This is a genomic window from Acinetobacter sp. NEB 394 (assembly GCF_013374795.1).
Taxonomy (GTDB): Bacteria; Pseudomonadota; Gammaproteobacteria; order Pseudomonadales; family Moraxellaceae; genus Acinetobacter; species Acinetobacter johnsonii.
Genome location: NZ_CP055277.1, coordinates 1,550,171 through 1,572,978 on the forward strand (window position 1 = coordinate 1,550,171; position 22,808 = coordinate 1,572,978).

Here is a 22,808-nt window from a genome sequence, read left to right on the forward strand (position 1 = left end):
TCAAATAAAACTGAATTCCGGCACAAGTATCATTTGCAGCGTTTAAATTGCAAATTTAAATAAATACTTGCTTTCATTGTAAAAACTAATGTTTTTTAGCACATTTTCTGAAATCAAAAAATCATAAATTTCAGGGAATGGCCCAAAACCTGACGCAACATTAATATGTCCGACTTGGCCCAAGTTCTTAGGCCTAATTTTCCATGCTTTTGCCAGTTGCAGCGCATCTTGAAAATTGAGCCAAGGATCATTTTCACTGATGATCATTTGGGTAGGAACTTGTAGCTTGAGTTGGTGGAAATACTGTTGATAGTCGTTTTGGCTCTCACGAGCAAAACCAGCATCACCAAAGCGAGCAGGGTTGGCCGGTGCAACCAGAACTAAATTTTTGATGTTTTGATTTAGTTCAGGATGCTGTGCTAAAGCAGCGACTGTCGTTAAACAGCCAAAGCTATGCGCCACAATTTGAATCGGTTCCTGAATGGCTTGAACTGTTTTGACAAATTGTTCAATCCACTCATGGAGTACGGGTTTATTCCAATCCTGTTGCTGTACACGAGAGCATGACTTGAGCTGACGTTGTAACCACGATTGCCAGTGGTCATGTTCACTTCCACCCACGCCCGGTACAATTACAGTATGAATCATGTCAATGCTCCCTTACAGCTATTTACTGGACTCGGTTTTATTTCGTCGTATTGGCTTTCACAATTTGGTCAAATACACCACCATTTTCAAAGTGCTGTTTTTGTACCTTGGTCCAACCGCCAAATTCTTTATCAATGGTCACCAACTTCAACGGTTTGAAAGTGGTTGCATATTTTTTCAGGACGCTTGCATTACGTGGGCGATAGAAGTTTTTCGCCGCAATTTCCTGTCCAGCAGGTGAATACAAATAGTTGAGATATGCTTTTGCCAGATTCAGATTGCCGTCTTTTTCCGCATTTTTTTCAACAATGGCAACGGGTGGTTCCGCCAAAATAGATAACGAAGGTGTCACAATTTCAAATTTACCTGGTTGTTCACGAATTGCTAAATGTGCTTCGTTTTCCCATGCTAAGAGAACATCACCGATACCGCGCTCAGCAAAGGTTGTGGTTGCGCCACGTGCACCTGAATCCAGCACTTTGGTATTTTTATAAATTTTACGCACGAATTCTTGTGCTTTGGCGTCGTTACCCGCAGGTTGATGCTTTGCCCAAGCCCAAGCTGCTAAGTAGTTCCAGCGTGCACCACCTGATGTTTTTGGATTTGGTGTAATAATGCCAACACCCGGCTTAACGAGGTCGCCCCAGTCTTTAATACCTTGAGGGTTACCTTTACGGACAAGGAACACGATAGTTGAAGTGTATGGTGTCGAGTTATTGGGTAATTTCTTTTGCCAGTTTGTCGGTAAAAGTTTTGCTTTTTCAGCAATTACATCGATATCTGCTGCAAGTGCAAGTGTCACCACATCCGCACCTAAACCATCAATCACTGAACGGGCTTGTTTACCCGAGCCGCCGTGAGACTGTTTGAAGTTGATGTCTTGTCCAGTGCGTTGTTTCCAATAAGCGCCAAACTGTTTGTTGACGTCTTCATAGAGTTCGCGTGTTGGATCATACGACACGTTAAGGAAATCTTTTGCTGCAACACCAAAAGATGTGACTGAAACTAGCGCTGCTAGTACCCCAATTTTTAACTTAGATAAGCTCATGTGAAACCTCAAATTTTAAACGTTTTTTAAACATGAGGCAAGAATACTGTGAGTCTTATTGCTAAAAAAATAATAAAAAATGAATTTTATATGAATAAAAAAGAAAAAGAGTTCGGCTTAGAATTCATTAAACTAAAGCAGAAAATTGTTTCAGGGTAGTTTGGCATGTATTGCTATAAAAATGCACAAGAAATCAAACAAATAGAATTATTAGATCGTGCATTTCACTATGGAGATGGTTGTTTTAGTACAGCGCGTATCCGTGAGGGTGTGATTGAGCTAGAGTCTCTACACATAGCACGCTTGAAATTGGCCTGTGAAAGACTGTTGTTGTCAGCAGATTTAGCCTTTATTCAGCACAGCATCGTGCAATTAAAACAAACCCATGCACACTTAAATGGCACTCTGAAAATTATTATTAGTCGGGGTGAAGGGCAGCGTGGTTATAGTTTGCCCACACATCCTGCTGACGTTTGGATTTTTTTCTATCCGCAAGCATCAGAGGCTTTGACATACAGCGAAATTGATTCAGGGGTACTGCAACATGCGATTGGGTTGAATATGCCACAAATGGTGGGTGTGAAAAGCTTAAACCGTTTAGAACAAGTTTTACTTAAGCATGAGGCAGAACAACATGGTTGGTTGGAAGCTTTGGTCACAGATGTGCAAGGTTCTGTCGTTGAAGGTGTGAGCAGTAATTGTTTCATTCTGCTAAATGATCGATGGATTAGTCCCGAACTTCGTTATAATGGCGTACATGGTGTCATGCGTGCCGAAATATTGGCACGGATGCAGCAACAAGGGATGAACTGTGAGCTGAGAATGATTGATATGGAAGAAATTCCACGCTTTCAAAGTTTATTTTTCTGCAATGCCTTGAGTCCTATGAAAATAGCCAAAAGTTTGAATCATCAGCACTTAGATGTTCAGCCGTGTATAGATTTGTTCCATCGTCTTCAACTTAATCAGATGCAGTAGTATGTCCGCAGCCAAAACCAAATCGAAAAAGAAAACGCAACCACCCCAACGCAAAGTGAAAGGGTTGTTATTGATTGCTGTGAGCATCATTGTTTTATTGATGATTGTACTGTGGTCGAGTTTATTTAAATCCTATCCTGTCGAAGGTAAAAAGCAGTTATTGGCAATTAACTCTGGCGATACCTATTCCGGTTTTATTGACCGCTTAGCCAAAGAAGACATGGCTAGTTTTCCCATTATTTTAAAGCTTTACCAAAAAATATTTATTCATGACACCTTGAAAGCCGGTGTTTATGAAGTGCGTGAAGGTATGAGTATTCGCCAAGTTTTGGATATGATTTCCAATGTCGATAATGCCGAGATGAATCGTATATTGGTGATTGAAGGGACGACCTTTAAACAGCTGGTCGAGGCGTTGAAAAAGGATGCGTTGGTTAAAAAGGAAGTTTCCAATTTACCCATGGATCAGCTTTTAAAAGCCTTAGATATTCCTTATACGCATGCTGAAGGGCTTTTTGCCCCCGATACTTACTTCTTCGCCAAAGGGGAGTCAGACAAAAAAATATTAACAGATTTATACAAACGCCAAATGAAAGCTTTAGATGAAGCATGGGCAAACCGTGCGGCAAATTTACCGTATAAAGAAAAATATGAAGCCCTGATCATGGCCTCTATCATTGAAAAAGAAACCAATGTTGACCGTGAACTGGAGCAAGTTTCGGGTGTGTTTGCGCGTCGTCTTCAACTCGGCATGCGTTTGCAAACGGACCCAACGGTGATCTATGGCATGGGCGATAAATACACAGGCAATATTACCCGCCAAGACTTGCGTACCCCAACAGCCTATAATACTTATACCATCAATGGCTTACCCCCTACGCCAATTGCTTTACCAAGTAAAAAAGCCATTGAAGCTACCATGCATCCAGACAACAGCAAAAACATCTACTTTGTTGCAACGGGCAATGGTGGGCACACATTTAGTGAGACTTTAGAGCAGCACAACCAAGCTGTAAAAGAATATCTCAGCGTTTTAAAAACCAAGAAGGATGAATAGATGTTTATTAGTTTTGAGGGCACAGAAGGTGTCGGTAAAACCACACTGATTCGCAAAATTTATGAGCATCTAGAACAACAAGGTCAGCAGGTTGTTTTAACGCGTGAGCCAGGTGGTACACCAATGGCTGAGCAAATTCGCTCGCTATTATTGTCAGTCAATCATGAAGAGTCGATGTCGAATGATACCGAACTGCTGCTGATGTACGCGGCTCGTGCACAGCACTTAGAACAAGTGATCGTGCCTGCTTTAACGAAACATAAAACCGTATTGTGTGACCGTTTTACCGATGCCAGCTTTGCTTACCAATGTGCAGGACGTGGTTTAAGCCAGTCGAAGCTGCAACTGCTGAATGAGAACTTTGTCAGCCATATGCCAAATATTACATTTTGGCTTGATGCTCCGATTGAGACAGGCATGTCTCGTGCGCGGGAACGGGGAGCTTTGGACCGTTTTGAACAAGAAAAAGTCACTTTCTTTGAAAAAGTTAGAGCAGGTTATCAGCAGTTATGGGAGCAGTATCCTGAGCGGGTCAAACGCTTGGATGCAACACAGTCACCAGAACAGGTTTTTGCACAAGCGTTGCAATATTTAAACTAAAAATAAGCCTGAAATGTTATTTCAGACTGTAGTGAAATACATTTTTCTTTTATAGTCAGTGACAAAGGACTGTATGTTGAAGGAAAAATGAAAAGTAACGTAACTGAGATTGTGGCTTTTTTAGAAAAGGAATTTCCGCAAAGTTTAGAAAAATGTCGTATCGAATCTGTCACTGAGCGCGCAGCAACAGTCGTGTATCAGGTCGATGAGCGCGATTTGCGACCGGGTGGAACGGTATCAGGCCCAACCATGATGACTCTTGCAGACTATGCATTGTATATCGCCATTTTAGGGGAAATTGGGCTGGTCGGTTTAACCGTGACCACCAATTTATCGGTCAACTTTCTAAGTAAACCTGCAGCTTCAACAAATATCCGCGGTGAATGTAAGTTAATGAAAGTTGGCAAAGCATTGGTGGTTGGGGATGTGTGGTTGTATTCAGTGGGTAAGGATGAACCCATTGCACATGTGGTGGGAACTTATTCTATTCCACCCAAATCCTAAAAAATGTCTGAATAAAAAAGCCTGACGAATCAGGCTTTTTTTAAATTAGTTATTCACTAAAGGGGTTTCAACTTTAAAATTTAAAGGGGTGAGTACGGTTTTACGCAGTTCATTCGATAGTTCTGGGTAATCTAAAGTGTAGTGTAGACCGCGCGATTCTTTACGCTCCATAGCACAGCGCACGATCATTTCAGAGACTAAAACTAAATTACGTAGCTCAATCAGATTTTTGCTGACTTGGTAATCTTGGTAATACTCGGTAATTTCTCGCTTCAACATTTCAATGCGGTGTAGCGCACGTTCAAGACGTTTCGTAGTACGCACAATGCCGACGTAGTTCCACATGGTTTGACGGAGTTCATCCCAGTTTTGCAAAATCACCACATCTTCATCAGGATTCATCACTTGCGAGTCATCCCAAGACGGAGCAGTTGGGGATTGGTAACTTGAATCAAAACTTTTTTCGATGTGCTCTGCTGCACTCATGCCATACACAAAACACTCTAATAGTGAGTTACTGGCCATACGGTTAGCGCCATGCAAACCTGTGTATGAGGTTTCCCCAATTGCATAGAGACCTGTAATGTCAGTTTGACTGTGTTCATCAACCACCACACCGCCACAGGTATAGTGCGCAGCAGGAACAACAGGAATCATTTCCTTGGTAATGTCGATGCCCAGTTCGAGCAAACGTGCATACAAGGTTGGGAAATGTTCTTTAATGAAACTTTCGGGCTTATGACTAATGTCGAGCCAAACGTGACGAATACCTAAGCGTTTGATTTCATAGTCAATCGCTCGCGCCACAATGTCACGGGGTGCAAGTTCTGCGCGCTCATCAAAGCGCAACATAAAGCGTTCACCATCGGGTAAACGTAAATAAGCACCTTCACCACGCATTGCTTCAGTAATGAGGAAAGAGCGTGCTTGCGGGTGGTATAAACAGGTTGGGTGGAATTGGTTAAATTCCATATTGGCCACGCGGCAACCCGCACGAAACGCCATGGCAATACCATCGCCCGTTGCAATGTCTGGGTTCGAGGTATACAGATAGGCTTTCATGGCACCGCCACACGCCAGCGCGGTAAAAGGGGCTAAAAAGGTATGTACTTTTTCAGTCTTTTCATCGAGTGCATAGAGTCCTAATGCGCGATTTTGTTCTTCTAAGCCCAGTTTTTGAGAGGTAATTAAATCGATAGCGATGTAATTTTCAAAAATGGTGATGTTGTCTTTTTCAATCGCACGTTCAACTAAGGTAGTTGAAATGGCACGACCTGTGGCATCTGCGGCATGAATAATACGGCGTTGAGAATGTCCACCTTCACGCGTTAAATGCAATTGCTCTTGATCATCAAGGGTAAACTGCACGCCGTGTTTCAGTAGAAAATCAACAGAAGGTTTACCGCCTTCAACGGTTTGCTTTACGGCTTCGGTCTCACACAAGTGAGCGCCAGCAATCATGGTGTCATCAATGTGCTGTTCGATGGAATCCGTTTCATCTAAAACAGCGGCAACGCCACCTTGTGCATAGAAGGTACTTGCATCGGTCAGGTTTGATTTTGCAAGAACAGCAATATTGAAATGTTGAGGCAACGATAAGGCTAAGCTCAGGCCTGCACCGCCACTTCCCACAATAATCACATCAAAATGATGTGTTGTGTTTAAATTAGACATGTCCATCAGCTAATTTGGAAAAAGTTCGCTAATGACAGCGCTTTTTTCACGAAAAGGCAAGGGTAAAATCTCTACAATTGATGGGAAATATAAATAAAGAACGTATTTTTTAAGCAAAGTTTAAGCACTTGTTTATACAAACATAATAGAACATATTATTACCCAAGATAGACAAACTTTATGCTAAAAACGCTAATACATAAATTGATAACAAACATATAGGTCAATACTTGATATGAAAAGTCGCGCGATACAAACTGGTTTTTTTGCTGTTGCATGCACAATGGCTGCGGTACAAACACAAGCAGCACCTGTTGATTTCTCAAACTTGGTTGAGCAAGTCAGCCCTGCTGTAGTTAGTGTAAATGTGGTTAAAAAGATGACTCAAGAAGAGTTACTGCAGCAGCAAATACCTGAGATTTTGAAGCGTTTTTTTGGTAATCAAGTCATTATTCCGCAGCAGCAAGCGCCGCAAGAAAAAACGGCTTATGGCAGCGCATTTTTTATTAGTAAAGATGGGTATTTACTGACAAATCACCACGTCGTAGAAGATGCATCGAAAGTCACGATTATGTTTAATGACCGTCGTGAACTGGATGCGACTGTGGTGGGGAGTGATGAACGAACGGATGTGGCCTTGCTTAAGGTGAATGGTACAAATTTTCCATCACTGCGTGCAGGCAATGTTGATCAACTGCGTGTAGGCGAACCTGTACTTGCGATCGGTTCACCGTTTGGTTTCGACTATTCTGCTTCAGCGGGAATCGTGAGTGCGAAAATGCGTAATATGATGGGGGAGACATCAGTACCCTTCATTCAAACAGACGTAGCTCTCAACCCTGGAAACTCAGGTGGTCCGTTATTCAACCAACAGGGTGAAGTAGTTGGTGTGAACTCGCGTATCTTCAGTGGTACGGGCGGTTATATGGGGCTGTCTTTCTCGATCCCAATTGATGTCGCAATGGATATTGCTGATCAACTTAAGAAAACCGGCAAAGTTACGCGTTCTTATTTAGGCTTCAATCTACAAGATTTAGATCGAAATTTGGCAGAGTCTTATAATTTGCCAAAACCTGAAGGTTCGCTGATTACCAATGTTCAGCCAAATTCACCTGCACAGAAAGCGGGGCTAAAAGCAGGCGATATTATTTTAAAATTCAATGGAACGCCGATTTCGCGTACCTCTGAGTTATTGAACTATTTAAATCGTACCATGCCAAATCAAACGGTACAGCTAGAAGTACTGCGTGATGATAAAAAGCGTAATATATCGGCAACATTAACCACTGCACCAGATGATACACCTGCAAAATCAGATACAGTTACACAAAGTAAAGGGCCTGTCTTAGGTATTGCTATCCGAAATTTAGCACCTGCTGAATTGTCACAACTCAATGTGAAAGGTGGTGTGTTAATTCAAGAAGTGAAACGTGGCGGCGCAGCAGCACAGTCAGGTATGGCGGCTGGTGATGTGGTCACTCACATTAATAGTAAAGTCGTAAAAGACACCAATGATTTTGTCCAAGCGGCATCTGAATTGAAAAAAGGTCAGGTTGCCCGCGTTGGAATTATCCGACAAGGCACACCAGCCATTTTAGGGATGCGCATCCAATAAGCGAAAAAAGCCACTCTTCGGAGTGGTTTTTTATTTTTTGCAATTTGATGATGCCTGTTATTTGCGTACACTGCCATCTTCATAAGGATGTTTAGATTCAATAGAGTGTTTATGAGTAGTATTTTTGACTTAAGGCTTCAAGTACAAGCAGAACATATCGACCAGTTAGGCCATGTGAATAACGTCGTTTATATACATTGGATGCAGGATGTTGCAACAGCACATATTGATGCACTGGGTTTAGGCTTAAAAGAGTATATCGAGTTAAAACATGCCATGGTTGCGGTTGAGCATCATGTGCAGTATCGAAAGGCTGCATTTGAAGCAGATGAAATAATCTTACGTACATGGTTTGATGATATAAACGCATTATATTCATCACGCCAATATGTGTTTTATAGACCGAAAGACAATAGTATTTTATTTGTTGCGCAAACCAAGTGGGCTTGCGTAGAGATTGAAACAGGCCGTGCAAAACGTATGTCACCTAGTTTTACCCAAGCTTACCAACCGCTTGCAAAAGATGTGAATGCCTTAGATTTTTCAATGGATTATTCAAAAAGCCCAGTGAAAAGCGAAAACACGTAAAAAAGCGTCAGAGTTGTGAAAAGGAAGCGTATTAATATGGATACTTTGAAAAAACCATCTGCTATAATCCTTCGCAATTTCTATTCGGCTTTTGTTATGCATCGAAATTTGTCTGCATAACGCTTCATTTTGTTCAAGGTAGCCCATGGCGCAAGCTAAAAAATCTGTTGATATTAAAAATATCCGTAACTTCTCGATTATTGCGCATATCGACCACGGTAAGTCGACGCTTGCCGATCGCTTTATTCAGACCTGTGGTGGTTTGCAAGATCGTGAAATGCAAGCCCAAGTACTAGACTCCATGGAACTTGAACGTGAGCGTGGTATTACTATTAAGGCTGCGTCGGTTACTTTGTATTATACTCATCCAAATGGGCAAGAGTATCAATTGAACTTTATTGATACACCAGGGCACGTTGACTTTTCGTATGAAGTATCACGCTCACTGGCTGCTTGTGAAGGTGCTTTGTTGGTTGTAGATGCGGCGCAAGGTGTGGAAGCACAGTCAGTTGCGAACTGCTATACCGCTATTGAGCAAGGTCTTGAAGTTCTACCAGTGCTCAACAAAATTGATTTACCACAGGCTGAACCTGAACGTGTAATTCAAGAAATTGAAGACATTATTGGTATTGAAGCGACGGAAGCGCCAACCTGTTCTGCGAAAACAGGGCTTGGGATTGATAGCGTTTTAGAAACCCTAGTCAATGTTATTCCTGCACCTATAGGTGATCGTGATGCGCCATTACAAGCTTTAATTATCGACTCTTGGTTTGATAACTACTTAGGCGTGGTTTCTTTGGTCCGTGTGAAAGAAGGTCGGGTGCGTAAGGGCGACAAGATGTTGATGAAGTCAACAGGCCAAACGCATATTATTACCTCTGTCGGTATTTTCAATCCTAAGCATACAGAAACAGACATTCTTGAAGCGGGTGAAGTTGGTTTCGTTATCGCCGGGATTAAAGACATTTTTGGTGCGCCAGTCGGTGATACCATTACCCTTGCCAGCACACCAGATGTCAAAACTTTGCCAGGCTTTAAAAAAGTGAAGCCGCAGGTTTATGCAGGTTTGTTTCCAATTGATTCAAGTGAATTTGAACCGTTCCGTGAAGCTTTGCATAAACTTCAGATCAATGACTCGGCGTTATTCTTTGAACCTGAAAGCTCAGATGCTTTAGGTTTTGGTTTCCGTTGTGGCTTCTTAGGTATGCTACATATGGAAATCGTGCAAGAGCGTTTAGAGCGTGAGTATGATTTAGACCTCATTTCATCTGCACCAACTGTGATTTATGAAGCGGTGATGAAGAATGGTGAAACGATTTATATCGATAGCCCATCTAAAATGCCAGATGGTTCAACGGTCGAAGACCTACGTGAGCCGATTGCTGAGTGCCATATCCTTGTACCACAAGAGTATTTGGGTAATGTCATGACTTTATGTGTGGAACGCCGTGGTGTTCAAAAAGACATGAAGTTTATGGCGAACCAAGTTTCAATTACCTTTGAAATTCCAATGGCGGAAGTGGTGATGGACTTCTTTGATAAATTGAAGTCGTGTTCACGCGGTTTTGCGTCGCTTGATTATAACTTTGTACGCTTTGAGAGTTCATCATTGGTAAAAGTCGATGTTCTAATCAATGGCGATAAAGTCGATGCCTTGGCAATGATTTGTCACCGTCAAGATGCCCGTCACCGAGGTATTGCATTGGTTGAAAAAATGAAAGATTTGATTCCACGTCAAATGTTTGATGTGGCAATTCAAGCCGCCATTGGCGCACAAATTATTGCTCGTTCAACCGTAAAGGCAATGCGTAAAAACGTATTGGCGAAATGTTATGGTGGTGACGTTTCTCGTAAGAAGAAACTGCTATCGAAGCAAAAAGAAGGTAAAAAACGCATGAAGCAAGTGGGAAGTGTAGAAATCCCACAAGAAGCGTTCTTGGCTGTGTTGAAAGTAGAAAGATAAAAAGGTAGGAATATAAGCCCATGGATTTTGATTTTAATTTGATACTTGTTCCTGTCACACTGATTTTCTTTTTGGTGTGGTTGCTCGATAAGTTTGTATTTAAACAACGAGCGACGAAAGGCAAGGGAAATGAAAATTTTGTCATTACATGGGCTTATGATTTCTGGCCAGTCCTTGCGATTGTTCTATGCTTACGTTCATTCTTTTATGAACCTTTTAATATTCCTTCCGACTCGATGGTGCCGACTTTAGAAACTGGTGACTTCATCTTGGTCAATAAGTTTGACTATGGTGTTCGCCTACCGATTGTGAATAAAAAAGTGATTGATGTGGGTGAGCCTGAGCGTGGTGATGTGATTGTCTTCCGTTATCCACCGCAACCGACGATCAGCTATATCAAACGTGTGGTTGGTATTCCTGGCGATCACATTGTTTTTGATCATGGCCAATTAACTATTAATGGTCAAAAAATTGCTAAAGTGCCTGTAGAATTTAGCCGTGAAAAAGATAGTTTAGATACGCCTACTTCGATATATCATAAAGAAACCATTGGCAAGCATACCTTTACTATGCGTGAGTTAGAAGGTGTCAATGTTGCACGCCAAGCACCCTATATTAACTTTGTAGAAAATGGTAAATACTCTGCTGAAAATGGTTTATATTGGGAAGTGAAAGTAAAAGAAGGTGAGTACTTTGCGATGGGGGATAATCGCGACCAAAGTGCTGACAGTCGTTTCTGGGGAATGGTTCCTGAACAGAACCTAACAGGTCGTGCATTCTATATTTGGATGCATAAAGAGCCTGGCTTTAAGTTGCCGTCATTTAACCGTAACGGTAGCATTGACTAATATCGATTCGGAAAATAAAAAATGCGCAAGAATCAACAAGGGGCATCTTATATCGCCATTTTATTTGCAATCATGGGGTTTGCATTTATGGCGAAAGTGGCAATTGCAGTTTGGGCTCCTTATTTTGATGATCGGATGATCAATAGCCAAATTGAGGAAGTATTTCAAAGCAGCCCGAAAAGCATTCAGCCTGCGGAGTTTGAAAAGCAACTTTCAAAACGTCTGGAAATGAATAGTATTCGCGATGTGAAGATTAAAGAAATTATGCAAGTCACCAATACCGAAGGGTTGCAGGTGAAAAAGGAGTATGAGGTAAGAAAACCCTTCTTGCTGAATATAGATTTAGTATTAAAGTTCGAGAAAAGTTTTGATCAAAGCTCAGTCCAAGCTAAGTGAAGCCCGCTTAGCGAGCCGTATCGGTTATCAGTTTAAACAACCTGAATTACTTCAGCTTGCACTGACCCACCGATCGGTGAGCCACAAATACAACTATGAGCGCCTAGAGTTTCTAGGCGATTCTTTGTTAGGGATGATTATTGCAAATTATCTCTATAAAGCTTATCCAGCTGAGAACGAAGGTCGTTTGACGCGTATGCGTGCAACCTTGGTTCGTCAGGAAGCTTTAGGTAAAATTGCAAATGATTTAAAACTGAGCCAGTCACTCATTTTAAGTACAGGCGAGTTAAAATCAGGTGGACATCATCGCGAGTCCATCCTTGCGGATACGGTTGAATCGATTATTGGTGCAATCTATGTGGATTGTAGTGATTTAATGGTGTTAGAGCCGATTGTGTTAAAATGGTACGAGCCATATTTAGACCATATCGAGCCAACCGATCAACTCAAAGATCCTAAATCTCGTTTACAAGAATATCTTCAAGCACGAAAAAAAGCTCTCCCAGTTTATGATGTGGTTGATATTCAAGGTGATGCACCCAATCAGCATTTCAAAGTGGAATGTAAAGTGGATGGATTGTCCGTTGTAAGTGGTGAGGGCACCAGTCGCCGTTTTGCTGAACAAGCTGCTGCGGCGGATATTTTAAAACTTTTGGAGCAGTAATCTGCCATGTCAAATTCTTCCGATCACATCGATGCTGATCACGAGTCGCAAAGCGACAGTAATGATTTAATTAGCCAATTTTTTAGCGAACAAGGCACAGAAATCCCAACGGATTTTCGTAGCGGCTTTGTGGCAATTGTAGGTCGTCCAAACGTAGGCAAGTCTACGTTGATGAACCATTTGTTGGGTCAAAAATTATCGATTACTTCACGTAAACCACAAACCACACGTCATAAGATTGTGGGAATTGATTCACGTGCAAAATCTCAAGCAGTATTTGTTGATACACCAGGGATGCATAAAAAAGAAGTACGCGCCATCAACAAAATGATGAACCGTGCTGCGTCTTCTGCATTGCGTGATGTCAACTTGGTATTGTTTGTTCTAGATGCAGACAAGTGGACTCAAAACGATGAGCTCGTTTTGGAAAAACTCAAAAATGCTGAGATGCCTGTGATTCTTGTGATCAATAAAATTGATACACTTGAAAATAAAAACCATGCATTACCCTTGATTCAAGAACGTGCAAAATTAATGAATTTTGCTGAGATTGTTCCTGTTTCTGCACTACGTGGTGCAAACTTAGACCATCTGCGCGATACCATTGAAAAATATTTACCTTTCCAGCCACCGATGTATTCATTGGATCAATTGACAGATCGTTCTGAACGTTTCTTGGCATCAGAAATTATCCGTGAAAAGATTATGCGTCAGTTGGGTGAAGAGCTACCTTATGATTTAACCGTGCAAATTGAGTCGTTTAAGACTGAAGAAGCAACGGTGAATGAAAAAACAGGTCGTCCAAAACCAGCATGTACGTATATTGATGCAACGATTTTTGTAGACCGTCCAGGTCAAAAAGCGATTGTGATTGGTGAAAAAGGCGCTAAGCTTAAGAAAATTGGTATGGATGCGCGTATCGATATGGAAAAAATGTTTGAACAAAAGATCATGCTGACGCTTTGGGTTAAAGTGAAAGGTGGTTGGTCTGATGATGAACGTGCATTGAAAAGCTTAGGTTATAGCGATATCTAAGTTTTAAGAAAACAAATTTTTATAGGGATGGTGTTATGGTCAAAGTGTTCGCAGTAATGGCTTGTATGTTGTTTTTGCAAGGTTGTATACACAAGATCGTCACCGTTCCTGTAAAGATTGCCTATAAAACCACAAAAGGCGTGGTGAAAGGAACCGCAGCGGTGGTTGGCGCTGTTATCCCAGATGGGGATGATGAAGACAGCGAACAGAATGATAAAGATAAAAAAGATTAGTTAATTCCTCATGCGCAATGAAGTACTGCATGGTTATTTAATTCACCATAGAAAATACCGTGAACGTAGTCATATTGTGCATTTATTTACCCAAGAGCATGGGCGAGTTGATGGCATTCTAAGGCAAACCCCGCCGCCACAATATCAGCCGATTTGTTTACAAGCTTCGGGTAAATCTGAACTCAAAAATTTTACAAAACTTGAAATTGTCAATCAGCCGATTTTTTTCTTCGGGGATGCTTTTTTTTCAGGTTTTTATCTCAATGAGATCCTACTCAGGCTGTGTCCGCTCGAAGTACAAATGGAGCAAAGTTTTGCTCAATATGCGCATACGCTAACGCAATTACAACAACTAGCGCAGCAAGCAAATCCTAATCAATTTTTAAAACAAATTCTAAGACAGTTTGAGCACGAACTGCTGGAAGATTTGGGCTATGCCTTAGATTTTTCGACCGATGCCAATCAATTGGAAATTCAGGCATCACTCAACTATATATTCCAGCTGAATGAAGGCTTTATTCCTACTGCACAAGCCTCGCGAGCGACCTTAAATGGACAGCAAATTTTAAGCATGTGCCAATATGAAAAGGGTAGGGATTTTGGTTTGGAACAGTTACAATTACTGACCAAGTTGTATCGACAAATGATCAGTTCCTTGTTGGGCGATCGCCCCTTAAAAAGTCGTCAGTTGTGGATTCAGAACACTCAAACTCAATCGTAATTAGGAAATGAATATGGCTGCATTACTTGGTGTAAATATTGACCACGTGGCAACTTTACGACAAGCGCGTGGGACTTTTTATCCAGATCCAGTCAATGCAGCATTGATCTGTGAGCAAGCAGGAGCGGAAGGGATTACCTTGCATTTACGTGAAGACCGTCGTCATATTCAAGATGATGATGTGCGTCGTATGCGCCCAGCACTTAAAACACGTATGAATTTGGAACTTGCAGTTACAGAAGAAATGATTGCATTTGCCAAAGAAATTAAACCGCACCATGTGTGTTTCGTTCCTGAAAAACGCCAAGAAGTGACGACCGAAGGTGGTTTAGATGTGGTTGGACATTTTGACGATGTCAAAGCGGCAACTCAAGCCTTGTCTGAGATTGGCTGTGATGTGTCCTTGTTTATTGATGCTGACTTTGCACAAATTGATGCAGCAATTGCTTGTGGTGCACCAACCATTGAAATTCATACAGGCGCTTATGCTGATGCAGAAACAGCTGAAGCTCAGCAACATGAGCTTGAGCGTATTATAAAAGGTGCTGAATATGCAGCATCAAAAGGTTTGGTAGTCAATGCTGGGCACGGACTCAACCTTGAAAATGTAACGCCAATTGCGCAAATTCCACAGATTCACGAATTAAACATCGGACATTCCCTAATTGCGGATGCTATTTTTGTGGGCTTGGAACAAGCTGTACGTGAAATGAAAGCAGTGATTAAAGCTGCACGTTAATTCTAAAGTTTTTAAGATTTGAATATGTCGAATATCAATTATGATGAACTCATGAAGCCCGTCATGGACTTCTTGGGCTGTGAAACACCAAAAGCTTGGTTGGCTGAAGCACTGACTAATCTTGATGTGCTGATGCAAGACCATGCGAATTGTGAGAAGAAAGCTGCAGGTACAGCGATGAACCTGATGTTTCGCTATAGTTTTTTTACCGATTTGCAAGTCAAGCTTGCACAACTGGTTCGTGAAGAAATGCTGCATTATGAGCAAGTGCTTGAATTTATGAAAAAGCGCGGGCTAGAGTGGAGCAATCTGAGTGCAGGTCGCTATGCGGGTGGTTTACGTAAAGAAGTGCGGACTTATGAGCCTGAGGCTTTAATTGATATTTTAATCATTGGTGCCTTTGTAGAAGCACGTTCATGTGAGCGTTTCTACGCGTTAGCACCTTTGGTAGATGAAGAATTAGGTCGTTACTATCGCTACTTGCTGAAGTCTGAATCACGCCATTTTGAAGACTACTTGGCTTTGGCTTTAGAGGTTGCGCAAACGGGGAAATTGAAAAATCCGAAAGAAGATATTCAAGCCCGTATTGATCATATCCGTAATGTCGAAAAAGAGCTAATTAGTACACCTGATAATGTGTTCCGTTTCCATAGTGGCGTGCCTGCGGAAGCGGCTTAGGAATAAAGCGGGTGAATGTCACAGTTTGTAAACTGTTCAAAATTTACAGATTCTCAGTGTAGATAGCCTTGACTCATTAAAAAGCCCAATTTTATCGATTGGGCTTTTTAATTAAAGAAGGGTAAATGTGATGTATTGAGAGCTGTAATTCCTTTCCATAAAATCGCGAAATATGAGTCAGTGGAATGAGTTGTTTAAGTATGGATGTTTAGTGATTTTGAGGATGATTTATTGTACTTTTTTATATCTTCCACGTTCCACCATTGCACATCATGAAAAATTGTTGCATCAGAAAGAGTATTTCGCAAAGTCTCAGAGACATGACTTAATTGGGTTGAAAGATCTATTTTCTTAAAAAAATATTTTTTAATGATTGGCTGTGCTGGGTGAATAAAAATTAAAAATAAGTTGTCATTTTGCTCATAGCGATTATATTCAATAAAAATATCTTTATAAGCGGAATCACTAAAACTAAGCTGGTATCCCCAATCTTCATTGTGAATTGCAGCGATTTCGAGTTGTTGTTGATTGAATTGTTCAGCAAGATGTTGGGCTAATAATTCACTAGTAATTTGTCCCTCCCATTTTTTATTTCAGTTGCTGTGATCGGGAAGTGATCTGAACAAACATCCACGTGTGTTTTAAATGTGCCCATTATTTTTATTGTGAATCATTTTTTAGTGTTTTTAAGATAAGTTATTTTTCGAGAATGGTCTAGTTCTGGCTTTCTGTTGGGTTTAGCTGGAAGATTTACATCTTAAGCAGCGAAACTTTTAAGACGTAGAAAAGAACAAAGCCCACAACATATAGTGTGGGCTTTCTTGAATTTGGCTCTCCAACCTGGGCTCGAACCAGGGACCTGCGGATTAACAGTCCGTCGCTCTACCGACTGAGCTATTGGAGAATCTGCATGTGATTATAAGGACATTTCATAGTGGGTCAAGTCTAAAATGTCATGTTGCTGTCATTTTTATATTGGATGCTTTTTATTTGAACAAAAAAATCATTTTCAAAAAAAAACGTATTGAAGTGCTTGCAATGTTGAAAAGTCGTTGATAGTCTGATTTTAACAACAGAGCGTTTAAGTGAAAACTTAAACAGTGTGGATTTATAACCAACTTGCCAGCACTAAAATGGCTAAACAGGAGAAAGCGAATGAATACGCTTACCATTTCCGATATTTTTGCAAACCTAGCTGATTATCAAGATCAGTATCTCTCTATTATTTCAAACCCTGAACAATACTATACCCCTGTAGAGTCAGCCTATATTGATGTTTGGCCAGTCGGTTGTACAGACTTGTATTTGGGTGATTTATTACAACTTTGGTTTAGTGAGCGTTGGCTAGTCAACAGTCCTTGTCAGTTGCTTTCAACACAGTCGACGACTACTCTTAAAAAGACTGTGCAGCGAGAGCATGATTTGTATTTGTATCAGTTGTCAGGCAGTACTTTATCAGGCAGTAATCATTCAAAAGTCTGGTCTGCTGCTGAAGGCAAAAGCTTAGAGGTGAGTTTAGACAGTGCGTTTAAATACTATTGTATTTATAAAGGGGCTGAACGTCCCGATGCCTCAAAATTGCAGACGCTGAAGACGTTTAAAACCGCAATTTGATCTGTCATGCTGAAGTAAAGTTTACTTTGGCGTGAAAAAGGCACTGAATATTATCAGTGCCTTTCGTTTTTAGGGACGAATAATCATACAGGTGGCTGTTGCATGGGCGTAGAGTTTACCGTCTTCATCTACAATTTTACCTTCAGAAATACCTAGGTTCTTACTGATGTTGATCACGCTGCCGATGGCAAGTAGTTCTTTGTCTCTTGGAATCGGTCGGCACATTTTAATATTCAGATCAATGGTGCCATAGCCAACACCAGCTTCAAGCATAGTATGTACGGCACAACCCGTCACTGAGTCGAGTACTGTTGCTGCAAAGCCACCATGCACGCCACCAAGCGGGTTTAAATGGCGATGATCTGCTTTTGCTTTAAAGCTAATTTTCCCTTCAGAAACTTCAAAAGGCTGCATGGGAATAGTTTCACTGATACTTGCAGGTGGAATTTTTCCTGTACACATGGCTTCTAAGAGTTGTAGTCCTGTCATTTCTTTGGGATTCATCTTGTTCATTCCTATATTTATCTATGAGTTCCTTTTTGGAACCTGTTGTCCAATTAAACAAAATTCAGTCTTTTCGTCAAGATTCAGCATTGGATTGATCAGTACAAAAATCAACGAAATCGTAATCATGGATTGAGCTCATGCTATGAACATATTGTAGGGAAAAGATTTAGGATTATTCATTTTGATAATTTGAGTGTTGATAGAACAGAGCAGCCTAAACGTGAGCATTGTTTTAAAATGGTGCACAAAATTTATACACTCTTTTGTTTTTTATTTATATATAAGATAAACAAGGTTTTAGTAATTTACACAGTCTTCACATGAAGAGGGAACTCACAATGAACGTGTCCTGTTTATGCGGTAAAACCAAGTTCCAAGCCGCACTCAAAAATCATGATGTCCATGCTTGTCATTGTTCTATGTGCCGCCAGCAGTCGAGCGGGGTGCTCATGAGTATTGATGTCGAACCCAGTAGTTTAAAGTTTGACAATCAAGAATATTTAAAATTATTCAAATCATCAGACTGGGGTGAGCGAGGTTTTTGTAGCGAATGTGGCACGTCGCTTTTTTGGCGAACTCAGGACGGCAGCTATTGCAATATCAATGTATTTGCGATGGAAGAACAGCCAAAAGATTTAAAACTTACAACAGAAATTTATATTGATAATAAGCCTGATTTTTACCAATTCAAGTATTCTACGGAGCAGCTCACGGAAGCGGATGTGATTGCTTTATTTTCACCAGATGATGCTAAATAATAAGGTATTTAGGTTGAATCATCTGAGTTGCACATTGATATTGCTGATAAATTTCATGAGAAAAACTCTCTAGATTTAATAAGATATATTCGATATATCTAAAGCAGGCTGTTGAATAAGGACGCTCAAACATGCTGCTTAAAATTTCCATTGCAATGTTGGCCTTTGCAGCCAATTCGGTGCTATGTCGTTTAGCGTTGGCTGAGCAGCAGATTGATCCGATGAGTTTTAGCTTACTTCGGGTCTGTAGCGGTGCAATGGTGTTATTTCTACTGTATATGCTCTCTACTCATAAGGCCAAAATAGAGTGGAGTGTAAAAAATGGATTTTTTCTTGCCTTATATATTGTGGCTTTTTCACTGGCCTATTTGCATATCGACGCGGGTGTAGGTGCATTACTACTGTTTGGGACAGTGCAGTTAAGTATGGTCAGTTATGGCCTGTGTCATGGTGAAAAAATCAATTTGCGACGCGGGTTGGGGCTGGTGATCGCTATTTTAGGTCTTTTGATTTTATTGCTACCAGGGGCTTCGGCACCTCCTTTGGGTTATGCTGCATTGATGGTGCTTTCAGGCATGGGTTGGGCAATGTATAGCATCGCGGGTAAGAATATGCATAATCCACTGACCAGTAGCTTGGCAAATTTTGTAGTGGCGATTCCTTTTGTTATCTTGGTCTATTTGTTTTTTTACACACAGAGTTTTATCCAGCCAAAAGGTATGCTGTTGGCACTCTTATCTGGTGGTTTGGCATCGAGTGGAGCATATGTACTTTGGTATGCCATAGTGAAAAAAATTGATCGGGTCACGGCCAGTAGCGTGCAATTGTCCGTGCCGTGTTTGGCGATTCTGGGTGGGGCATTGTTTATTGGTGAGCCTTTGAGCTGGCGGATTATTTTGTCTGCAGTTATTGTGCTGGCTGGTATAGGTTTAGTGATTTGGGTGTCGAATAAAAAGGAAATTCCTAATAAAATTGAAAATTAGAAGATGTAAATAATGAAAGAGAATAATGTATTGATTCCTGAAATTTACGCCTCTTATCCTTATGATGGAAAGATTTTAGAATATTATCAGGGCGTTTTGAATCGGTGTATATCGTTTTGCATCCATTTTATAAAGCGGTCACATTGGAACTGGAACGTTATAATGTTGAAACGTGGCCTGAAAAAAATGAGTTTATCGAAGGCTGTTATCCGATTTCATGGCATGAAATTTTAAATTTAGTTGGGCTAGATAATATCTCTCAAATAGATGTTGCATTAAGAACGATGATCGGCGGTATTAAACAACAATATGAAAATATAACTTGGGAAAAGCTAGTCCTTGATTTATACAAGCAGAGTGAAATTATTAATCCATGTGATAATGGGCATATTTCTCCATTTTTAGAGAATCCTCTTTTAGATGCAATAAAAAAGCTGGGTTATGAGTTTTTGTTGACTGTTGATGAACATGGAATAAATCAACCGAAAAAAATACATATTAGGGTCTGTTGACATTTACTGTTCATAATTAACCCTATAAAGGTAGCCATAAAAATATACAGGCTAAAGCAACAGAACTTTGATAATTTCTTTTGAGCTTGTCATATCGAGTAGCTATTCCTCTAAATTGCTTTAATCTACAAAACATATTTTCAACTAAATGCCTGATTTTATATAAATACCAGTCCATATGGTCATTGTTAGATTGGCTATTCGTTTTCTTTGGTATATTCGCTTTAGTCCCTGTTTTCCTGATCTGTTCACGCAGTGGTTCTGAATCATAGCCTTTATCTGCGCATACCACTTTTGTCTCTTTTAAATCTAATGTTGATATTAAATCAGGTGCAACTTTAACATCATGTGTGGTTCCATCGGTAATTATGAAATCAATAGGATTGCCATGTGCATCAACAATCAAATGTATTTTTGAGGAGTTTCCTCCTACACTTTTAGAAATAGATTGATTCGCTATGCCAGCAGAATGTTGATGAGCACGTACATGAGAGCCATCAATAAAAATCCACTCCATATCGGGGCATGAGGCTAGCAATTTGAATAATCTAAGTAACTTACCGCTGCTTGACCAACGATTAAAACGTTTGAAAATAGAGTTTGAATGACCAAAACAACAAGGAATATCTCGCCACGGACAGCCTGTTCTAATTCTATAGAGAATAGCTTCAATAAAATTGCGTAAATTTGAGTTGTGGTGAATGGATAAATTACGCAGAATAGCTTTCAACTTTTGCCAGTGTTGATCTGTCAGCATGGTACGAGGCATAGCGAATAGTAAAATTGGGTTTGGCGATTTGATTTTACTACTTCGCTATTTTTTAAGCTAAAAGTGTCAACACACCCTAATGATTTGATCGCAAATGATCTTCTTGATGTATGCAATTACACTGAAGATCATCAACTTTTATTTGCTACACATTGGGACAGTCACTGTACCTTTTTATGTTCTTCCAAAAAAATCATTGATCAAATTTTAAAAATTCATCCATTTGAAGGATTTTTCTGTACACCGAATACGGAAGTATATTGGGGACTTCACCAAATTTAAGCCATAAAAAAACCCGCGAAGTTCGCGGGTTTCTCTAATCTAACTTTAAAGGGTTAAATTATTTTTCAGCAGCAATTGAAGCAATCGCAGCATCTACGCCTTCGATTGAATCAGCCGCTTTCTTGATACGTGCAAGCGCATCTACAAGTACTTCGTCAGCAGTTGCATAAGAAATACGCATGAAACCGCCCAAGCCGAATGCATCACCAGGAACTACAGCTACGCCAGTTTCTTCCAATAACCATTCAGAGAATTCTGTGCAAGATTTTAAGCCTTTCGCACGAATCAATGGACGGATGTTTGCATATGCATAGAATGCACCATCAGCAGGTAAGCAAGAAATACCGTTGATGTCGTTCAAACCGCTAACAACTAAGTCATGACGGCGTTTGAATGCTTCAATCATTGGCTCAAGAACATCTTGAGGGCCATTCAATGCAGCTTCAGCAGCAACTTGTGAAATAGAAGTTGGGTTTGAAGTTGATTGCGATTGGATTTTTTTCATTGCGCCAATAAGCTTTGCAGGGCCCGCTGCATAGCCAATACGCCAGCCAGTCATTGCATACGCTTTAGACACACCGTTTAACACGATTGTGCGGTCATAAAGGTCTGGTGCAACTGTTGCGATGTTGTAGAATTCCTCATCCCAACGGATTGGTTCGTACATATCGTCAGAAGCGATATAAACTTCTGGGTATTTACGAAGAACGTCAGCCAAAGCTTCTGATTCAGCTTTAGTGTAGATCATACCTGTTGGGTTTGATGGGCTATTTAAAACCACTAAACGAGTTTTGTCTGTGATCGCTGCTTCAAGTTGAGCAGGGGTGATTTTGAAACGTTGTTCTTCACCACATTTTACAATAACAGGAACACCTTCAGCGATAATCACCATGTCTGGGTAGCTTACCCAAAATGGTGCAGGGATGATCACTTCATCACCTTTGTTTAACAAAGCTAATGCTAAGTTAAAGAATGACTGCTTGCCGCCGCAAGAAACCAAAATTTGGTTTGCAGCATAATCAAGGTTATTGTCACGCTTGAATTTTGCAATAATCGCTTTTTTAAGGCCAGGCGTACCATCTACAGCGGTGTACTTTGTGAAACCGTTGTTAATCGCTGCAATTGCTGCATCTTTGATGTGTTGTGGGGTGTCGAAGTCAGGTTCACCTGCGCCCAAGCCAATAACGTTCTTGCCAGCCGCTTTTAATTCAGCAGCTTTGTTGGTAACAGCAAGAGTTGGGGACGGTTTGATGGCATTCACACGATCAGAGAGACGTACGTCCACGGCAGTATTCCTTCTTATAGGGTTTAAAAAATAAAAAGCACACTATCTTAGCTTAAAAAACTCAAGCAAGGCGTTTAAAAACACAGATTTTCTGCAAAAAACATAAAAA

General features: G+C 40.6%; 25 protein-coding genes and 1 tRNA gene. 19 read left to right on the plus strand and 7 right to left on the minus strand.

Features of this window, described 5'->3' with window-relative positions; translation table 11 throughout:
- Nucleotides 1-42: 42 nt before the first annotated feature.
- Entirely contained in the window at nt 43-648 is a 606-nt protein-coding gene (locus HUK62_RS07345) for an alpha/beta hydrolase (RefSeq protein WP_176537502.1), read from the minus strand.
- 37 nt (nt 649-685) lie between these two features.
- Nucleotides 686-1,696, minus strand: a complete 1,011-nt coding sequence (locus tag HUK62_RS07350; RefSeq protein WP_058869352.1) for a sulfate ABC transporter substrate-binding protein — start codon at nt 1,694-1,696, stop codon at nt 686-688.
- 165 nt (nt 1,697-1,861) lie between these two features.
- On the opposite strand from HUK62_RS07350, the gene pabC reads away from it, so the two are divergent.
- From pabC to HUK62_RS07370, 4 genes are all read left to right on the plus strand, one after another.
- Nucleotides 1,862-2,674 (plus strand): aminodeoxychorismate lyase, encoded by an 813-nt coding sequence (gene pabC / locus HUK62_RS07355; RefSeq protein WP_176537503.1) that lies wholly within the window; start codon nt 1,862-1,864, stop codon nt 2,672-2,674.
- Between the two features lies 1 nt (nt 2,675).
- Nucleotides 2,676-3,731: an endolytic transglycosylase MltG gene (gene mltG / locus HUK62_RS07360; RefSeq protein ID WP_125273084.1), complete on the plus strand. Its 1,056-nt coding sequence runs from the start codon at nt 2,676-2,678 to the stop codon at nt 3,729-3,731.
- Nucleotides 3,732-4,331: a dTMP kinase gene (gene tmk, locus HUK62_RS07365; protein WP_125280455.1), complete on the plus strand. Its 600-nt coding sequence runs from the start codon at nt 3,732-3,734 to the stop codon at nt 4,329-4,331.
- An 87-nt stretch (nt 4,332-4,418) separates the two neighbouring features.
- A complete protein-coding gene (locus tag HUK62_RS07370; protein ID WP_125280454.1) occupies nt 4,419-4,835 on the plus strand; it encodes a PaaI family thioesterase in 417 nt (138 codons plus the stop codon).
- Nucleotides 4,836-4,880: 45 nt separating this feature from the next.
- Here the strand turns inward: HUK62_RS07370 and nadB are convergent, their stop codons facing one another.
- Nucleotides 4,881-6,515, minus strand: a complete 1,635-nt coding sequence (nadB, locus tag HUK62_RS07375) for an L-aspartate oxidase (RefSeq protein ID WP_080543904.1) — start codon at nt 6,513-6,515, stop codon at nt 4,881-4,883.
- 229 nt (nt 6,516-6,744) lie between these two features.
- On the opposite strand from nadB, the gene HUK62_RS07380 reads away from it, so the two are divergent.
- The 11 genes from HUK62_RS07380 to HUK62_RS07430 all read left to right on the plus strand — a co-directional run bounded on the left by HUK62_RS07380 (nt 6,745) and on the right by HUK62_RS07430 (nt 15,989).
- The gene (locus tag HUK62_RS07380) at nt 6,745-8,124 is read left to right on the plus strand and encodes a Do family serine endopeptidase (RefSeq protein WP_087010843.1); all 1,380 of its coding nucleotides are present in this window, start codon (nt 6,745-6,747) and stop codon (nt 8,122-8,124) included.
- A 111-nt stretch (nt 8,125-8,235) separates the two neighbouring features.
- Nucleotides 8,236-8,712: a thioesterase family protein gene (locus HUK62_RS07385; protein WP_176537504.1), complete on the plus strand. Its 477-nt coding sequence runs from the start codon at nt 8,236-8,238 to the stop codon at nt 8,710-8,712.
- Between the two features lie 145 nt (nt 8,713-8,857).
- The gene (gene lepA, locus HUK62_RS07390) at nt 8,858-10,675 is read left to right on the plus strand and encodes a translation elongation factor 4 (protein ID WP_176537505.1); all 1,818 of its coding nucleotides are present in this window, start codon (nt 8,858-8,860) and stop codon (nt 10,673-10,675) included.
- A 20-nt stretch (nt 10,676-10,695) separates the two neighbouring features.
- Nucleotides 10,696-11,523, plus strand: coding sequence for a signal peptidase I (lepB, locus tag HUK62_RS07395; RefSeq protein WP_151837137.1), 828 nt, complete (start codon nt 10,696-10,698; stop codon nt 11,521-11,523).
- A 21-nt stretch (nt 11,524-11,544) separates the two neighbouring features.
- Nucleotides 11,545-11,919 carry a DUF4845 domain-containing protein gene (locus HUK62_RS07400; protein ID WP_176537506.1) on the plus strand — a complete coding sequence of 125 codons (375 nt, stop codon included), beginning with the start codon at nt 11,545-11,547 and terminating at the stop codon, nt 11,917-11,919.
- The gene (gene rnc / locus HUK62_RS07405; RefSeq protein ID WP_176537507.1) at nt 11,891-12,583 is read left to right on the plus strand and encodes a ribonuclease III; all 693 of its coding nucleotides are present in this window, start codon (nt 11,891-11,893) and stop codon (nt 12,581-12,583) included. Before HUK62_RS07400 ends, rnc begins: the two co-directional genes overlap by 29 nt.
- A 6-nt stretch (nt 12,584-12,589) precedes the next feature.
- On the plus strand, nt 12,590-13,618 hold the full coding sequence (era, locus tag HUK62_RS07410; RefSeq protein ID WP_004693663.1) for a GTPase Era: 1,029 nt from the start codon (nt 12,590-12,592) through the stop codon (nt 13,616-13,618).
- Nucleotides 13,619-13,653: 35 nt separating this feature from the next.
- Nucleotides 13,654-13,851, plus strand: coding sequence for an NF038104 family lipoprotein (locus HUK62_RS07415; protein ID WP_004693662.1), 198 nt, complete (start codon nt 13,654-13,656; stop codon nt 13,849-13,851).
- A gap of 10 nt (nt 13,852-13,861) precedes the next feature.
- Entirely contained in the window at nt 13,862-14,572 is a 711-nt protein-coding gene (recO, locus tag HUK62_RS07420) for a DNA repair protein RecO (RefSeq protein WP_159127674.1), read from the plus strand.
- A 13-nt stretch (nt 14,573-14,585) separates the two neighbouring features.
- The gene (gene pdxJ, locus HUK62_RS07425) at nt 14,586-15,311 is read left to right on the plus strand and encodes a pyridoxine 5'-phosphate synthase (protein ID WP_176537508.1); all 726 of its coding nucleotides are present in this window, start codon (nt 14,586-14,588) and stop codon (nt 15,309-15,311) included.
- A gap of 24 nt (nt 15,312-15,335) precedes the next feature.
- On the plus strand, nt 15,336-15,989 hold the full coding sequence (locus HUK62_RS07430) for a tRNA-(ms[2]io[6]A)-hydroxylase (RefSeq protein ID WP_176537509.1): 654 nt from the start codon (nt 15,336-15,338) through the stop codon (nt 15,987-15,989).
- A gap of 828 nt (nt 15,990-16,817) precedes the next feature.
- On the opposite strand, the gene HUK62_RS07435 is transcribed toward HUK62_RS07430, so the two are convergent.
- Nucleotides 16,818-16,893 (minus strand) — tRNA-Asn (locus HUK62_RS07435).
- 251 nt (nt 16,894-17,144) lie between these two features.
- On the opposite strand from HUK62_RS07435, the gene HUK62_RS07440 reads away from it, so the two are divergent.
- The gene (locus HUK62_RS07440; RefSeq protein WP_176537510.1) at nt 17,145-17,603 is read left to right on the plus strand and encodes a hypothetical protein; all 459 of its coding nucleotides are present in this window, start codon (nt 17,145-17,147) and stop codon (nt 17,601-17,603) included.
- Between the two features lie 69 nt (nt 17,604-17,672).
- Here the strand turns inward: HUK62_RS07440 and HUK62_RS07445 are convergent, their stop codons facing one another.
- A complete protein-coding gene (locus tag HUK62_RS07445; protein ID WP_062032408.1) occupies nt 17,673-18,107 on the minus strand; it encodes a PaaI family thioesterase in 435 nt (144 codons plus the stop codon).
- Nucleotides 18,108-18,448: 341 nt separating this feature from the next.
- On the opposite strand from HUK62_RS07445, the gene HUK62_RS07450 reads away from it, so the two are divergent.
- The 3 genes from HUK62_RS07450 (at nt 18,449) to HUK62_RS07460 (ending at nt 20,363) form a co-directional block, all read left to right on the plus strand.
- Nucleotides 18,449-18,868 (plus strand): GFA family protein, encoded by a 420-nt coding sequence (locus tag HUK62_RS07450; protein ID WP_148826274.1) that lies wholly within the window; start codon nt 18,449-18,451, stop codon nt 18,866-18,868.
- A 131-nt stretch (nt 18,869-18,999) separates the two neighbouring features.
- Nucleotides 19,000-19,851: a DMT family transporter gene (locus HUK62_RS07455; protein ID WP_176537511.1), complete on the plus strand. Its 852-nt coding sequence runs from the start codon at nt 19,000-19,002 to the stop codon at nt 19,849-19,851.
- Nucleotides 19,852-19,994: 143 nt separating this feature from the next.
- Nucleotides 19,995-20,363 (plus strand): DUF2711 family protein, encoded by a 369-nt coding sequence (locus HUK62_RS07460; RefSeq protein WP_267314097.1) that lies wholly within the window; start codon nt 19,995-19,997, stop codon nt 20,361-20,363.
- A gap of 22 nt (nt 20,364-20,385) precedes the next feature.
- Here HUK62_RS07460 and HUK62_RS07465 read toward each other — a convergent pair whose 3' ends face one another.
- Together HUK62_RS07465 and HUK62_RS07470 are read right to left on the minus strand one after the other, a co-directional pair.
- Nucleotides 20,386-21,132: an IS5-like element ISAba31 family transposase gene (locus tag HUK62_RS07465; protein WP_176537513.1), complete on the minus strand. Its 747-nt coding sequence runs from the start codon at nt 21,130-21,132 to the stop codon at nt 20,386-20,388.
- Nucleotides 21,133-21,472: 340 nt separating this feature from the next.
- Complete coding sequence (locus HUK62_RS07470; protein ID WP_176537514.1) at nt 21,473-22,699, minus strand: pyridoxal phosphate-dependent aminotransferase; 1,227 nt, start codon at nt 22,697-22,699, stop codon at nt 21,473-21,475.
- Between the last annotated feature and the right edge of the window lie 109 nt (nt 22,700-22,808).

Coding starts and splice junctions, on each gene's coding strand:
- HUK62_RS07345 (WP_176537502.1), bottom strand. CDS start 648: ATGATTCATACTGTAATTGTACCGGGCGTGGGTGGAAGTGAACATGAC.
- HUK62_RS07350 (WP_058869352.1), bottom strand. CDS start 1,696: ATGAGCTTATCTAAGTTAAAAATTGGGGTACTAGCAGCGCTAGTTTCA.
- pabC (WP_176537503.1), top strand. CDS start 1,862: ATGTATTGCTATAAAAATGCACAAGAAATCAAACAAATAGAATTATTA.
- mltG (WP_125273084.1), top strand. CDS start 2,676: ATGTCCGCAGCCAAAACCAAATCGAAAAAGAAAACGCAACCACCCCAA.
- tmk (WP_125280455.1), top strand. CDS start 3,732: ATGTTTATTAGTTTTGAGGGCACAGAAGGTGTCGGTAAAACCACACTG.
- HUK62_RS07370 (WP_125280454.1), top strand. CDS start 4,419: ATGAAAAGTAACGTAACTGAGATTGTGGCTTTTTTAGAAAAGGAATTT.
- nadB (WP_080543904.1), bottom strand. CDS start 6,515: ATGGACATGTCTAATTTAAACACAACACATCATTTTGATGTGATTATT.
- HUK62_RS07380 (WP_087010843.1), top strand. CDS start 6,745: ATGAAAAGTCGCGCGATACAAACTGGTTTTTTTGCTGTTGCATGCACA.
- HUK62_RS07385 (WP_176537504.1), top strand. CDS start 8,236: ATGAGTAGTATTTTTGACTTAAGGCTTCAAGTACAAGCAGAACATATC.
- lepA (WP_176537505.1), top strand. CDS start 8,858: ATGGCGCAAGCTAAAAAATCTGTTGATATTAAAAATATCCGTAACTTC.
- lepB (WP_151837137.1), top strand. CDS start 10,696: ATGGATTTTGATTTTAATTTGATACTTGTTCCTGTCACACTGATTTTC.
- HUK62_RS07400 (WP_176537506.1), top strand. CDS start 11,545: ATGCGCAAGAATCAACAAGGGGCATCTTATATCGCCATTTTATTTGCA.
- era (WP_004693663.1), top strand. CDS start 12,590: ATGTCAAATTCTTCCGATCACATCGATGCTGATCACGAGTCGCAAAGC.
- HUK62_RS07415 (WP_004693662.1), top strand. CDS start 13,654: ATGGTCAAAGTGTTCGCAGTAATGGCTTGTATGTTGTTTTTGCAAGGT.
- recO (WP_159127674.1), top strand. CDS start 13,862: ATGCGCAATGAAGTACTGCATGGTTATTTAATTCACCATAGAAAATAC.
- pdxJ (WP_176537508.1), top strand. CDS start 14,586: ATGGCTGCATTACTTGGTGTAAATATTGACCACGTGGCAACTTTACGA.
- HUK62_RS07430 (WP_176537509.1), top strand. CDS start 15,336: ATGTCGAATATCAATTATGATGAACTCATGAAGCCCGTCATGGACTTC.
- HUK62_RS07440 (WP_176537510.1), top strand. CDS start 17,145: ATGAATACGCTTACCATTTCCGATATTTTTGCAAACCTAGCTGATTAT.
- HUK62_RS07445 (WP_062032408.1), bottom strand. CDS start 18,107: ATGAATCCCAAAGAAATGACAGGACTACAACTCTTAGAAGCCATGTGT.
- HUK62_RS07450 (WP_148826274.1), top strand. CDS start 18,449: ATGAACGTGTCCTGTTTATGCGGTAAAACCAAGTTCCAAGCCGCACTC.
- HUK62_RS07455 (WP_176537511.1), top strand. CDS start 19,000: ATGCTGCTTAAAATTTCCATTGCAATGTTGGCCTTTGCAGCCAATTCG.
- HUK62_RS07465 (WP_176537513.1), bottom strand. CDS start 21,132: ATGCCTCGTACCATGCTGACAGATCAACACTGGCAAAAGTTGAAAGCT.